The following is a 13,374-nucleotide window of genomic DNA, read 5'->3' as shown; positions in this document are numbered from 1 at the left end:
GACGAGCGACGCTCGTCTGCCAGCCGGACGTGGTCCGGCGACGCTCGCGGCAGGAGCGAGCGCGAGGCGTCCACCGCTCCGTAGCCGTGGCCGCGGTCGGCGCGAAGCGGTCGCGCTTCCGTGCGCGACCCGAGCGCGAGGGACGAGCGACTGTACGGGAGCGAGTCGGCTGGGGAGGCCGTGGCTGCGGTGCGGGGGCGGTGCGGCTACAAGTAGTCTAGCTCAGAGATGCTGTTGCTGCTGGTGCTCCTCGAACCAACTGAAAACCCATCTACGGGACGCTATCGAACCACAGTGACGGGGCAGGGCGCACGACGGACCACCTTCTCGGCGACGCTGCCGAGCAGCACGCGCGTGACGCCCGTGCGGCCGTGGCTGCCGATCACGATGTGGTCGACGTCCTCCTCGTCGGCGTAGTCGACGATGGCGCGGGCCGGTCGGTCGGTCACCCGGACGGTATCGATCTCGTGGTCGTGTTCGGCGGCGCGCTCGACGGAGTCGTCGAGGATGGTGTCGGCGCGCTCGTGGGCCTGTTCGATCCACTCGCCGGGGTAGCCGGCGGCGTCCGGGCCGGGCGCGGTGCTGTAGCCCGCGGCGATGGGGTCGACCGCGGTCAGCGCGACGATGTCGGCGTCGGGGAGCTTCTCCAGCGCATGGTCGAGCGCGTCGGCTGACTGGGGCGATCCGTCGACGGGCACCAGCACGGTTTCGGACATGACTCGCTGGTCGGGTCGGCGCGGCGAAAAACTACCGGCCGAGGCAGCCCCGTGGCCCGATCAACCCTCCAGATCGTTGTACGGCCAGCGGCCGCCCATCTTGAGTTCCTGGACGTACCCCTCGTCGATGGTGTTGCGCGTCTCCTTCCGGGTGCGGCGTTCGACCGAGAACTCGTCCTGTGCGGCGCGGTAGGCGGCCTCGGTCACCAGCGTCGCCACGTCCCGGAGGTCCCGGGAGTCGAGTTTGTCCAGCGTGTCGGCGTGAGTGTGGCCCCAGCCGCGACCGGACTGGTCGGAGGTGGTGCTGGTCATCGTCGCCGGCACGCCCTCCTGGACGAACGCCCACTGATCGCCATGGGGCGAGATGCTCGACCCGGTGGACACGGGGGCGTCGAACTCGTCGGCGACCGCGCGGAACAGCTCTCCCAGCGCGCAGAACCCGTTGGTACCGACCCGGAGATTCCGGGAGCTACAGGCGCCGTCGAGGTTGATGACGCACTTCACGTTCGAGAGGTCGATGGTCTCCGCGCAGTGGTAAGCGCCGCGCAGGCCGATCTCTTCGGAGCCGAACGTCACCAGCCGAACCCGACTGTCGAGGTCGTCCTCGACCTGCGAGAGCAGGCGGCCGACCTCGGCGACGAGCACCGATCCGGCGCCGTTGTCGTTGGCGCCGTCGGCGATGTCGTGGGCGTCGACGTGGGCGGTCACGAGGATTTCCTCCGCGTCGCCGCCCTCGTCGGGACCTTCCGGGCCGACGAACGCCTCGACGTTCCGCGAGGTCGCTGGCTCGTTCCGGCAGTCCACCTCGACGGTCACTTCACACTCGCCCTCGGCGGCGTAGCGTTCGAGGCGCGCACCGACCTCCCTGCTCACGCCGACGGCGGGGATGGGGCCGGGACGGTTGTTGTAGCCGACCTCGCCGGTCGGCGGGAGCGCGCCCGCGATGTGGTTGCGGAACACGAACGCGACGGCGCCGTGGTCGGCGGCGTTGACGTACTTCTCCATCCGGTGGAGCCAGCGGTCGGCGTGCTCGGGGGTCTTGCTGGAGGCCATCGCGATGGCGCCGTCGAGTTGGTCGCTCTTGGCGTCGAACTCCTCGTAGGTGCCGTCGCCAACGTCGACGATGGGCGCCGTCGCCTCGCCCGCGGGGGTGCCCGGGAGCGCGACGACCTGATGGCTCCCCCCGTGGGTGCGCTGGCTGGGCGACTCGACGGTCAGCGAGGAATCGCCACGCCACCAGCCGGGGATCTCGAACGCCTCGATCCGGGGGTTCCGGAGCCCCGCCGCCTCGAAGGCGTCGTGGATGATCTGTGCGCCCTCGGCCTCGCCCTGCTGGCCGGCCATGCGGTTGCCGACGTCGACGAGGTCCACCAGCCGGTTCCACGCGAACAGGCTGGTCTGGGCGTCGCCGACGACGGCGTCGGGTAGATGAACCATACCCGGCCCTGTTTCGGCCGCGGGATAAAGGGGTGCGGGTCGCGGAAACGACCGACTACGCTACTGTCGTCGCCAGCACCCTCCGCACGCCGTCGACCTGCAGCGAGAGCGGCAGCGACGCCGGCACGCTGCCGCCGCGTTCGGGCGCCTCGGCCTCGGAAACGGCGCCTTTAGGCGTGAAGGGCAGGTGGACGAACCCCGAGGGAACGTCGTGGTTCTCGAGTAGCGAGTAGAGCGCGTGGTTACAGCAGTGCGTGCCCGCGGAGTTCGAGACGCGGGCCGGGATGCCGGCCTCGAGCAGTGCCTCGACGCTCTCGACCACCGGAATTGTCGCGAAGTGGGCGTCGGCGCCGGCCGGTTCGATTCGCTCGTTGTAGGGCGAATTGTCGGCGTTGTCCGGCACCGTCACGGCGTCGTCGACGTTCACGGCCACGCGCTCGACGCTCACCGTCGAGCGCCCGCCCGCGAGCCCCGTCGCGATGACGGCGTCGGGGTCGTGCTCGTCGATCAGCGCGGCGAGTTCGTCGGCCACGTTGTCGAACTCCACGGGGAGCACCGCGCCGACAGCCTCGTGGCCGGCGACGGTCGCCCCGTCGAGTTCGCGAGCGACGCGCTCGCTGGGGTTGGTCTCGTGGTCGCCGAACGGCTCGTAGCCCGTACAGAGCAGCGTCATACCGGCCCAGGGTTGGCCGGGCGTTTCGTCGTTTCGGTCGCGGCCGGGTGGCACGTTCTCGGTGTGACTCCGAGGAAGGTAGCTTTTTTGTGCTGACTCGCCCGAACTGCGCACATGATCCCCGGCGCAACTGACCCAATCTCCCGCGACGGCAAACTGCTGATCCTGGCGTACGACCACGGCCTCGAGCACGGGCCGGTCGACTTCGAGGCGGTGCCCGAGTCGATGAACCCCGAGCACGTCTTCGACGTAGCGACCCACGACGCCGTCACCGCCCTCGCGGTCGGCAAAGGCGTCGCGGAGGCCCACTACCCCGACTACGAGGACGAGGTCAATCTGCTGGCGAAACTCAACGGCACCTCGAACCTCTGGATGGGCGAGCACGACTCGGCCGTCAACTGGTCGGTCGAGTACGCCGCCGAACTCGGCGCCGACGCCATCGGCTTCACGCTGTACGGCGGCTCGAACCACGAAGTCGAGATGGCCGAGGAGTTCCGTGACGCACAGGAGGCCGCCCGCGACGAGGACATGGGCGTCGTCATGTGGTCCTACCCGCGCGGGCAGGGCGTCAAGAACGACACCAAGCCCTCGACCATCTCCTACGCGGCCCGTCTCGGCCTCGAACTCGGCGCCGACGTGGCCAAGATCAAGTACCCCGGCGACGCCGACGCGATGGCTCACGCCTGCAAGGCCGCGGCGTCGACGGACGTCGTGATGTCCGGCGGGTCGAAGGCCTCCGACGAGGAGTTCCTCTCGACGGTGAAGGAGGCGATGGACGCCGGCGCGAAGGGCCTCGCGGTCGGTCGGAACGTGTTCCAGCGTGAGAACCCCGAAGCCCTCCTTGATGGCCTCGAGAAGATAATCTTCGAGGAAACCTCCGTGGAGGAGGCACTCGCCGCCGTCGAGGGCCACGGCGAGCAGGCGACGCTCGACTGATGGCGGCCAACGAGGCCGTCGACGACGTGCTCGAGACGGTCGCCGCCGTGGCCCCGGACGTGCGTGCGGGCCTGCCGGGCCGCCGACTCACGGAGGCGGGCGTCGAGAACCCCTCCGGCGAGACGGTGACCGCCGCGGACGTCCACGCCGACGAACTGTTCTTCGAGGCGCTGGGCGCCGTCGACGGCGTCGTCGAGTTCGCCAGCGAGGAGCGCGAGGCGGTCGTCGACGTGACCAACGCGGCCGGCGACGCCGGGGCCACGCTCTCGGTCGCTATCGACCCGCTCGACGGCTCCTCGAACCTCGAGTCGAACAACGCGATGGGGACCATCGTCGGCATCGCCGACGAACCGCTCCCCGCCGCGGGCGCGGATCTGATCGCTGCGGCGTACATCCTCTACGGCCCGATTACGACGATGACCGTCGCCCGCGAGGGGACGGTGACGACGTACGTCATCGACGGCGGCGAGATGCAGGCCGTCGAGGAGGACGTAACACTCCCCGAGGACCCCGTCGTCTACGGGTTCGGTGGCCGAGTGCCGGACTGGCCCGACGCGTTCCACGACTACGCCCGCGAGGTCGAGACGGAGCTCAAACTCCGCTACGGCGGCGCGATGGTCGGCGACGTGAACCAGGTGCTGAGCTACGGCGGCATCTTCGCCTACCCGGCGCTCTCGTCGGCGCCGAACGGGAAACTCCGCCTGCAGTTCGAGGGGGCGCCGATTGCGAAAATCATCGAGGCCGCCGGCGGGGCGTCATCGGACGGCGAGCAGTCGCTGCTGGCCGTGGAGCCGACGGATCTGCATCAGCGCGTGCCGGTCCACGTCGGGAACGAGGCGTACGTGGAGCGGCTCGAGAACGCGCTCGCTCAGTAGTTCCTAATCGTCTGCGGGTGCGGTTTCGACGCCCTCAGCGTCGACGACCGGCCCTTCTTGCTCGCCGGGACCGCCGCACTGGAGGCGCACCTCGATTTTCTCGTCGACGACGTAGACGCCGTCCTCGAGTCCTGGCTCTGCGAACGGGTAGTCGCCGTTCAGTCGCTCCGGGGTTTCGGGCGCGTCCCGCAGGCCGCCCGCGGGCGCGAACTCCCCCAGCGGATCCTCGGGAGAGCAGTCGTGCCGGTCGAAGAAGTCCTCGTAGCGCTCGTAGTAGGCGGTGGCCTCCTCGGGCGGGAACTCCAGCAGTTCACCCCAGCCGTGGTTGATGAACGTCCACGAGCCCTGGATATGGGTGATTTCGCGGGCCTGCGCCTCCGGATACCCCTCGCGGAGCGCGGCGAGATACACGTCGATGGCCGCGTCAAACAGCGCTCCGAGCAGGGGGCGGCGCGCATCGCCGTCCCGTTCGCTGCTCTCGGCGAAGAAGTCGACGTGCAGGTCGACCAACCACGAGCGTACCCAGCCGGTGATAAGGGGAATGTCCCGCTCCAGCAGCACCTGCGCGGCGTAGTTCCGCCAGGTCTGGAAGAGGCGCATGGGGATCGTTCGTGGGCGAGCGTGGAGAAAGTGGGGGCCGTTTACCCAAAAACCCATTAGGGGGAGCCACGACCGCTCCCTATGACCGTTTCACGCCGTCGACTGCTGGAGGCGCTCGGCGTCGGTGCTGCCGCCGGGCTGGCCGGCTGTAGCGCCGTCGACCGTGCTCGCTCGCTCGCCGGGGGCGGCCCGAGCGCGCCCGAGGGCAGCCTCGACGCGTTGACGAGCAGCGCCATCTACGCCCCCGGTCGCTGTGTCGACATCGAGCACCGGATGCTGGCGGTCCGGGATATCGCGTCGCTGCGGGAGCACGGCGACAACGAGGTGGCGTCGGGGCTGATAGATCGGCCGACCGGGAAGGCCGAACTGGGGTTCGACCTGGATCCGTCGACGGTCAAGACGTACGCCCAGTACGGCCCGACGGAGGTGTTCGTGGGGACGTTCGACCGGGAGACACTCCTCGAGAGCTACCGGAGCGACGACTGGACGGTTGCGGAGACCCACCACGGCGTCGACGTGCTGTTGCATCCGGAGCAGCCGGAGCGGTACGCCGGCGGCGTCGGCGACGGGATATTCTTCACGTCGACGCGGGAGCGGGCGACCCCGCCAGCCGAGTTCGTCCGGGCTCACGCCGAGGCACTCGCGGGGGAGACGGAGCGCTACCGTGACGACTCCGAGATGAAGGAACTCCTGTCGGTGCTCGGCGGCGGCGACTACGTCTCGGCAATCACTTCGGAACCGGATCTGGGCGAACGACCGCCGAACACCCGGGCCATCGGCCGTGCACTCCAGATCGACGGCGGCATCACGGAGACGGTGGCGTTCCTGTTCGACGAGTCGGCGCCCCGGACGCCACAGGAGTACATCGACGAGTGGAGCGAGCAGTGGGCCGAGGAGGTCGGCAGCACTGGTCCGCTATCGAGCGTCGAACAGGCGACGGAGGGCCGGGTAGGGTACTTCTCGACGAGTCGTCCCACGAGCGCGTTCACCGGCGAGGGGCGCGTCGCCGCCAGGATCCGTGAGACGGGGCCGACACAGCCGATGCAGACTCTCGTCGACGAGCAGTATACGGAGGACCACGGGCTGGAACCGCCCGAAGCGACGTTTAGCTACCGGCTACTCGACGACGGCGCCGGTGTGGACTGTGGCGACGGCGACAACGCGGTGGCGGTGACCCACGAGTCGGGTGCGACGATTCCCGCCCAGCGAGTCGGGGTCGCACACCCGAAAACGAACGATATCTATCGGTTCAGCCGTTGTGGCTACGGGTACGACGACGAGATCGCGGCAGGCGACACTGTTCGGGTGGGCTTCGAAGCCTCGCCGGGGGAGTCGCTCGTGGTGTTCTGGAACGGCCCGCACGGGAACTCGGAGATCCTGCCGACCAGTTCGGAGTGAGTCGGGTCGTCGCTAGCGGCGGGATAGTGCCGTTTTTGTGTTCGCATCCCGTTCGGTCGATTGCGGACGCGAACGCCGTTCGCGTCACGGCGCGCGGGTTGCCGAGCCAGGCCAAAGGCGTAGCGCTTAGGACGCTATCCCGTAGGGGTCCGCCGGTTCGAATCCGGTCCCGCGCACTCTCTACCTCCCGTTTTCGTCTTGTCCAACAACGACAAGACCCCAAATGAACCTCGAAAAGCCGAATACGCTCGAACGCTGTCCCGGTTTCGATTCGGATATGATGGAACCGAATAGAACGATTACAATCGTCCGCAAGAACCAACGCGACTTCTTATCCGATAAGGGCGCTGTGGATTATTACGAGTACCGCAAACCCTTCCTCACGTACCTGCTTCGGATGGGGAAAGACCCGGAGAAAGCGAAAGGATACTCTCCGTACACCGTCTGCCAGACGGGACATCGGACGGCCCGCTTCGACCTGTGGATGTGGGAGAACCGCGGCGGCTACAAAGCCCCGCCCGACCAAGACGACGCCCGCGCATACATGGAGGAAGTTGCGTTCCGCGACGTGACGGAGTCCACGAAGGGGAAAACGCTCGGTGCGCTCGGTCGCTACTCGAAGTGGCTTCAGCACAAGTACAACCGCGACGAGTGGGAGTTCAGTTGGAACTTCCAGTCCGGCGGCGGCAATAACGGCCCACGCGACTTCCTGACGAAGCCGGAACGTCGTAAGATTCGACAGGCGGCACTTGGGAAAGACGGCACTCCCAACTACGGAACCGATAGCGACCTTCTCGAAGCCGACCCCGATAGCTGGAAATTCACGTCTCTCGTCTGGACGAGTCTCGACGCCGGGCTTCGTCCGGTGGAAGTCGGGAACGCTCGGGTGGGCTGGTGTGAACCCGAGAACGGCCTGCTACGTATCCCAAGAGAGGATTCAGCCAAGAACGAGGGGAACTGGACGGTAGGTATCACCGACCGGACCGCGACCGCGTTAGAGCGGTGGATAGACGAACGAGCGGACCATCCGAGATACGAGGACACCGACAAACTCTGGCTCACTCGGCATGGGAACCGCTACGGTTCCAACGAACTGAGTCGGATTCTCAAAGACCTGTGCGAACGGGCCGGAATTAGTTACGAGAACCGGCAGATGTCATGGTACGCAATTCGGCACTCGGTGGGTACTCACATGACCAAAGAGCGCGACCTTGCCGCTACGCAGGCTCAGTTGCGTCACGAGTCTGTCAAGACCACGCTCAAGTACGACAACGTCCCGGTCGAGGACCGGCGTGACGCGCTCGACCAGATGGGATAGCCCCGTACCTATTTTACAAGTCCACTAAATTTCCAAAAGCATGATTAGTAATATCCTGATAGTTACCGCCCTGCTTTGGCTCACGCTCGCCGTCGCAGTAGGGTTCCACGCAAAGGGACACAACCGAAGCGGTATCATCTGGTTCTGTGTCGTTGCAATTACGGGAATATTTGGACTCGCGTTCTACTTGCTTGCAATTACTTCAGCAGACTCTGAGGAGTCAGATACCAATTCGGAAACTGATGAAAAGATTATAAGAAATGCTCCGCTCGTTGTACTCGGGTTTTTCGTTGGGTTGGGCATTAGTTTTGTATTTGTAACATTATTGTTCTATACACTCCCGAGCGTTACACGACCAGAGCCGTTCTATGGACTAATGTTGTTGTCGGGTTTGGTTGGCGCAGGTAGTGGGCCTTACGCATATTCCAGATTGAAAAATGTAGTAGAGTCCCGAGTAAATATGGCTGGATACGCCTCCACTTCGGTCAATCTATCACGGCGTAGAACGATTGGATTAGTTGGTGCTGGTACTACTGCTCTCCTTGGTGGTATAGCGTACAATTACGACCCACAACCACCGAAGCCAGACCCGTCAATAGAAGATACGTCAGTTCAATATGACTCGGATGGTGGTACAGTTACTGTTGAGATGAACAACCCGAGAGAAGACTCCGTGACGGTTGAGATTGAAACTTTTGTTGAGGTTGTAGAAATTGATGGAGGTGTAACCGGAAACCGGAACGAAAGGGAAGAGTTCTCAACTTGGGTAAGTGGTACTTCAACACTCCCAGCCGAATCAAATCATCTGGTTGAATTAGAGTATGAGGTAGATGAACAAGATAGCCTTGAAAATCTCGAACTGTCTGATAGTCCAGCACCGTCTTTCTCTATCCAGACTGACGAAGAATCTCAGGAACGCTGATAGTCCAAACATATTAGCACCGATAAGGGTCCGGGCGGGACAGCCGAGTTTGCAGGAAGTTGCTTCGACCGTCCATGAGGCCCGTTCCAAATATAGAGAAGTACTCTGCTTGGCGCGACCCCGAGGTTGGTTCGTCTTGATTGCTCTTGCAAAGCGAAATTTCGAAGCGAGGCGTACATTTCGACCCGCAGACTGTCGGGGGTGGCAGGCTGGTCGTTGCCTTACGCCGCATTTCGGGACTGACGGCCAGCGCCTGCCCTTATCGGTGTTGGCATACCTCTCCAAACGTTCATCTGTCCCTGCTCGGAACCAACCTACTGCAATGAGTGATGATAGCCAATCTGGAACCGAGTATCTGAGTGAATCGTTCGGGCGGCTTGTCGGCGTTCTTCAAGACAAAGACGTACTGTCCGATGAAGAGGTAGAATACATTACTGAGGGAGAGTGGCCCGACGAAGACTGCCGGTAGAGCAATGCCGAGATGACTATGCGCTACACCACAGAAACCAGCCACCCGGCTATCAGCCGTCTTGCTCCCCGGTGAAACGCGCACCGCTCTCTTCAACCCTACTGGTGGGCCGGGGAACTGGCAGGCCGGTGGGTCGGTAGAGGGGCGGTTTTCTGCTTCGTAGCACATAGTCATCTCCCCCGCTCTGCTACGAGGGGACACCCCGACCGGCCCGGAACCAGTCGCGCGGGCTGGCCCACGCAAGCGCCGCGCCTTCAAACAATGCCTGCGGTGGGTTCTCCCGCTGGCTGTCGTAGTAGTCACCGACCGGCAGGTGTGCCAGTTGGGAAGCGAGATATTGCGCTCCGGCGGTGTTCGCTAACACTTTTCCCGTATCCTCGTAGGTCGGACTGTTCTCAGCGATGCTGAAGAACTCGTCAGGGACCGAGCCGATAAGGTCGGGGGAGTGCTGGACTGTGACCGCACCGCCGGTTCCGTCTGCCCGATATTGATGATGCTTCTCGTAGGCGTTTGCACAGTATTTCAGATGTTTGTCACGGGCGGGCAGGATTTGGTCAGTCGTCACATCGTTGTCGGGGTCGTCTATCCACAGGTAGATGTGTTCGTGGGGAGTCCCGGCGCTTCGCGTCGGTGCGGTGACGGCTATCCACTCGAACTTGAACGCATCCAGTTGGTAGTTCAGCGTCCCGCGAATCGACTTGTGGACTCCCCCGCCGTGGAGCATTTCGTTACACTCCCACGGCGTCAGCCACTCGCCCGATTCATCGAGCGGCGACAGTCGGCGCGTCAGCATCGCCGTCGTGACGCCGTCGTACTTCGCCCGAAAGTGCCGGTCGGCTTCGAGAATCCGGGGGTACGTTTCGGACTTGTGCCGCTCGTACTTCGACGTGAGTGTATCTTCTTGCCAGTTGGACCGTTGGACCTTCAGGTACGTCTCACCGGCTTCAGCCACCGTCACCGCCCGGCCCTTATCGGTGACGAACGGGTCGGGGAGACGGTCGGGCTTCACGGACTCTGGAGCAAGAGGAAGGCCGCGACGAGTAGCGTGGTCGGCGGCAGTCGGGTCAGCGGGTTCAGTATCGTGGGTGTCAGCGAACCCGGACGAATTTTTGTTGTTTGGCGCATAGTCATCTCGACTTTGGCTCATCGCCCCGCTCGAAGCAGGGGGAAGCCGTCCACCTCTACGGGGTCGGGTTCCTGCTTATGATACTCCGTATGTTCCTGCCGTGTGAGTGCATCGAGAAACTTCGGTGCATCCACTTTCAGTAGTGGAATCTCGTGGTGTGCGTCCCGTTGGTATATTTCCCTGCCGTACTCGGCGTAGGCGGTCAGCCGAGAGACATTGACGCTCTCCCCAGTTGCGGGGTCTTGGAGGAAGTACCGCCCGCCCTGTTGGAAGTGGGATTTTAGTTCGCTGTCGTTGCTGTGCTGGTAATCTGTCGTATTAGAAGCGACAGATTTACGGTTCTCCGTGTCGTTGGTAGATGTGTCTACTGACATTTTGTAAGGTGCTGAAAGGTCGGCCCTAACCGACCTACTCAATTATTCGATAGTCGCTACGCTACACGTCGGTCGCTTTGTCTACGAGTTGTGCGATGACTTCGCCGTATGGAACCTCGGTAGTTCCACACATTTCCTCTGCCGCTTCATCCAGTCGCCGCTTCTCGTCGTGACTAACTCTGATGGTAGTTCCGCGCATTGTGTTGTTGAGAACAAGGAGGCAATCAGCTTCCTCACCACAATGAAAGGACACGCCCTTATATACACGGGTGGGACTGCTGTGTCCTCCTTACCACAATGAAAGGTAATTGGCTTATATACGGAGGGTCAGACCGGACAGCGGGAGCCTGAAATGCCAGAAAGAGCAATCTCTCTCACCACAAATATTGCCGGATAATCACTGGGTATTTTAACGGTTTGCACCGATAAGGTCGGCAGAAGGTAGCAGAGTGATTGAAGCGGATTCTAACCCAGTCTCTCGCCCGCGCAGTATCGTAGGCTGGTTGCGGAAAGTTAGTACCGACAACAGCAACCCACTGGCCCTTATCGCTGTCATCCCTACCTGATACTGTTCCGGGCCGATTCCCGCGAAAATCTGGTGAAATCCACCCTGTTTTGTGCGCGGCTGGTTACTAAAGATACACGGAGGGGGGTATCTCTGGTGTAACAACCTACCCCCGTCCCTACACGCTATTTTCTCACGGGCAGAGAACCGTCCATGACCCCCGATTCCGAATCTTAGGCGGTAATATCACAGAAAGGCCGCAACGTAGCTCAGTTGCCCGGAATCCACCAAATTGTATTCCGACCACCAATATCCTTAGCAGTCAACTTCCCGCTGTCACGGAGTGCTGATAGCCGTTTGTACGTCGCACTTCGCTTGATTGGGAGTTGTTCGGTCACTTCGGCAGTCGAAAGGACTGGGTCATCTGTTTCTCGAAACAGTTGCAGAATCTCGTCATCTGTCACTCGCGGCTTTCGCCCGGGGGTTGTATCATTTCCCATGTCTCAATGATGTATCTCTGCCACTTTAAGTCTTTACCTTAGACGTTACTAACTGTTGTTTACACGCGCATTAGGGACTTTCCGATGGTTTTATTATCTTCCCGTCTAAGGTAGAAATACGAAGGTCGTTGTCCCTCGGGACGTTGCGTTTCAGAGAACGCCCGGGTGTTGTCGCACCCGGACAATGGCCTTCGTTTGGAGTCCGAAAGGCCATGCAAACCAACGATACGGCGGCACTTGAACGTGCCGTAACGGATGGAAGTACCGACCTTCAGAAACGCGATGTCCGCGCTCTCACGGAGTACATGACAGTTCTCCCGCTCGGGGGAGATGTGTATTCAGTCACCTCGCAAAGCGGTTCTGAGTACCGTGTTGACGCGCTCGAAGCCCGCTGTACCTGTCCCGACAAACAACACAACCTCGAAGACGGGGAACTGTGCAAACACGAACGTCGGGTTCGGTTCGCTACGGGCGAGTGGGCTATCCCCGGCTGGGCCAACACCGAAGCGGTTGATTCCCAACTGGGGGAACACGTTTCTGGAACCCCACAGGTAGCCGCGACAGACGGGGGTACTGTTGAGGTTCTGCAACCCGACGACGACAGCGATAAGGCCCGCCAGCGACCCGACGACTGTGATTGTGGTGACTGGAACGACGGGGCCGAACTCCCCTGTTGGCCCTGCTACCGTGACGGCTTCGAGGCTCCGAACCCGGAGGTGAAGGCCGATGAGTAGCGTCACAGATTCGCTCGAAACTCTCGGGTTTGAAGACACCGACTCTCTTGCGGGCCTTATCGAGGCTGAAACGGTGCATCATGCCAGCAGAGAGATGGATGTGACGGACATCATCCACGACCTTGCTGTTGCCCAGCGAGAATTAGAACAATACCGTCAGGGTGCGCTCTCACTCGCGGCGTCTCTGGATGACAAGGTACTCGAAGCCGAAGCCGCCGGGGATGTTGAACGGGCCGATGCACTCCGTCGTCTCAAGCGTTCCGCGATGGACGTGTACGGACGGGTCGAGAAACAACAGGAGGGTCGATAATGGCACTCCAATGTGACCCGCCACATCTCGGTGACATTGGTGAATCTGAAACGGAGTACGAACCCGACCCTGACCGGATTTACGAGCAAGAGATTGAGTCTCGAAACGAATAATCTACCGGTCAGCGTGATTCGCGCTTAACGCTGTCCCGGTCGGGGTTTTATATGCAAGGCGGTCATTTGTGCCGGTAGACAAGGCGAAAACGGGACGTGCCACCCCGGAATTGGCGCGTTAGCGTGCCTACGGCACATCCGCGCTTAGGACGCTATCCCGTAGGGGTCCGCCGGTTCGAATCCGGTCCCGCGCACTGACTGAGTTTTCGAGCGGAGCGAGAAAACGAAGGAGGGAGCAGGAGCGGTTCGGATCCTGCAAGACGCAGCGCGAACGAAGTGAGCGACCGTCTTGCTCCGGTTCGAATCCGGTCCCGCGCATTTTCTGTCCGAGCGACAGCGAGGACGAAAATCGTCACGACCGGATTCCG

The 13,374-nt window shown here is 62.4% G+C and carries 14 protein-coding genes and 1 tRNA gene; 9 read left to right on the top strand and 6 right to left on the bottom strand.

Annotated features, from left to right (window positions below):
• Positions 1–281: 281 nt before the first annotated feature.
• The 3 genes from J2753_RS02630 to J2753_RS02620 are packed head-to-tail and all read right to left on the bottom strand — an operon-like array spanning position 282 to position 2,826.
• Entirely contained in the window at positions 282–716 is a 435-nt protein-coding gene (locus J2753_RS02630) for a universal stress protein (RefSeq protein WP_209490189.1), read from the bottom strand.
• Positions 717–776: 60 nt separating this feature from the next.
• Positions 777–2,153: a M28 family peptidase gene (locus J2753_RS02625; RefSeq protein WP_209490187.1), complete on the bottom strand. Its 1,377-nt coding sequence runs from the start codon at positions 2,151–2,153 to the stop codon at positions 777–779.
• Between the two features lie 55 nt (positions 2,154–2,208).
• On the bottom strand, positions 2,209–2,826 hold the full coding sequence (locus J2753_RS02620) for a pyroglutamyl-peptidase I family protein (protein WP_209490185.1): 618 nt from the start codon (positions 2,824–2,826) through the stop codon (positions 2,209–2,211).
• 114 nt (positions 2,827–2,940) lie between these two features.
• Between J2753_RS02620 and J2753_RS02615 the strand changes: the two genes are divergently transcribed.
• Positions 2,941–3,762 carry a class I fructose-bisphosphate aldolase gene (locus J2753_RS02615; protein ID WP_209490183.1) on the top strand — a complete coding sequence of 274 codons (822 nt, stop codon included), beginning with the start codon at positions 2,941–2,943 and terminating at the stop codon, positions 3,760–3,762.
• Entirely contained in the window at positions 3,762–4,637 is an 876-nt protein-coding gene (locus J2753_RS02610; protein ID WP_209490181.1) for a class 1 fructose-bisphosphatase, read from the top strand. The genes J2753_RS02615 and J2753_RS02610 overlap by 1 nt, the downstream gene beginning before the upstream one ends.
• Before the next feature lie 3 nt (positions 4,638–4,640).
• Here the strand turns inward: J2753_RS02610 and J2753_RS02605 are convergent, their stop codons facing one another.
• Positions 4,641–5,237, bottom strand: a complete 597-nt coding sequence (locus tag J2753_RS02605; RefSeq protein ID WP_209490179.1) for a DUF6149 family protein — start codon at positions 5,235–5,237, stop codon at positions 4,641–4,643.
• An 81-nt stretch (positions 5,238–5,318) separates the two neighbouring features.
• On the opposite strand from J2753_RS02605, the gene J2753_RS02600 reads away from it, so the two are divergent.
• The 5 genes from J2753_RS02600 (at position 5,319) to J2753_RS02580 (ending at position 9,344) form a co-directional block, all read left to right on the top strand.
• Positions 5,319–6,635, top strand: coding sequence for a hypothetical protein (locus J2753_RS02600; protein WP_209490177.1), 1,317 nt, complete (start codon positions 5,319–5,321; stop codon positions 6,633–6,635).
• 91 nt (positions 6,636–6,726) lie between these two features.
• Positions 6,727–6,811: transfer RNA gene (locus tag J2753_RS02595), tRNA-Leu, on the top strand.
• Positions 6,812–6,858: 47 nt separating this feature from the next.
• Entirely contained in the window at positions 6,859–7,953 is a 1,095-nt protein-coding gene (locus tag J2753_RS02590; protein ID WP_209490175.1) for a tyrosine-type recombinase/integrase, read from the top strand.
• Between the two features lie 40 nt (positions 7,954–7,993).
• A complete protein-coding gene (locus J2753_RS02585; protein WP_209490173.1) occupies positions 7,994–8,875 on the top strand; it encodes a hypothetical protein in 882 nt (293 codons plus the stop codon).
• A gap of 322 nt (positions 8,876–9,197) precedes the next feature.
• Positions 9,198–9,344 carry a hypothetical protein gene (locus J2753_RS02580; protein WP_209490172.1) on the top strand — a complete coding sequence of 49 codons (147 nt, stop codon included), beginning with the start codon at positions 9,198–9,200 and terminating at the stop codon, positions 9,342–9,344.
• 187 nt (positions 9,345–9,531) lie between these two features.
• Here the strand turns inward: J2753_RS02580 and J2753_RS02575 are convergent, their stop codons facing one another.
• The gene (locus J2753_RS02575) at positions 9,532–10,491 is read right to left on the bottom strand and encodes a hypothetical protein (protein ID WP_209490170.1); all 960 of its coding nucleotides are present in this window, start codon (positions 10,489–10,491) and stop codon (positions 9,532–9,534) included.
• On the bottom strand, positions 10,488–10,844 hold the full coding sequence (locus J2753_RS02570) for a hypothetical protein (protein WP_209490168.1): 357 nt from the start codon (positions 10,842–10,844) through the stop codon (positions 10,488–10,490). The genes J2753_RS02575 and J2753_RS02570 overlap by 4 nt, the downstream gene beginning before the upstream one ends.
• A 1,217-nt stretch (positions 10,845–12,061) precedes the next feature.
• Between J2753_RS02570 and J2753_RS02565 the strand changes: the two genes are divergently transcribed.
• Together J2753_RS02565 and J2753_RS02560 are read left to right on the top strand one after the other, a co-directional pair.
• The gene (locus J2753_RS02565) at positions 12,062–12,583 is read left to right on the top strand and encodes an SWIM zinc finger family protein (protein ID WP_209490166.1); all 522 of its coding nucleotides are present in this window, start codon (positions 12,062–12,064) and stop codon (positions 12,581–12,583) included.
• Entirely contained in the window at positions 12,576–12,893 is a 318-nt protein-coding gene (locus J2753_RS02560; protein WP_209490164.1) for a hypothetical protein, read from the top strand. Before J2753_RS02565 ends, J2753_RS02560 begins: the two co-directional genes overlap by 8 nt.
• Positions 12,894–13,374: the final 481 nt, after the last annotated feature.

The organism is Halolamina salifodinae (assembly GCF_017874235.1).
Taxonomy (GTDB): Archaea; Halobacteriota; Halobacteria; order Halobacteriales; family Haloferacaceae; genus Halolamina; species Halolamina salifodinae.
This window is presented reverse-complemented; position numbering and strand designations above follow the sequence as displayed.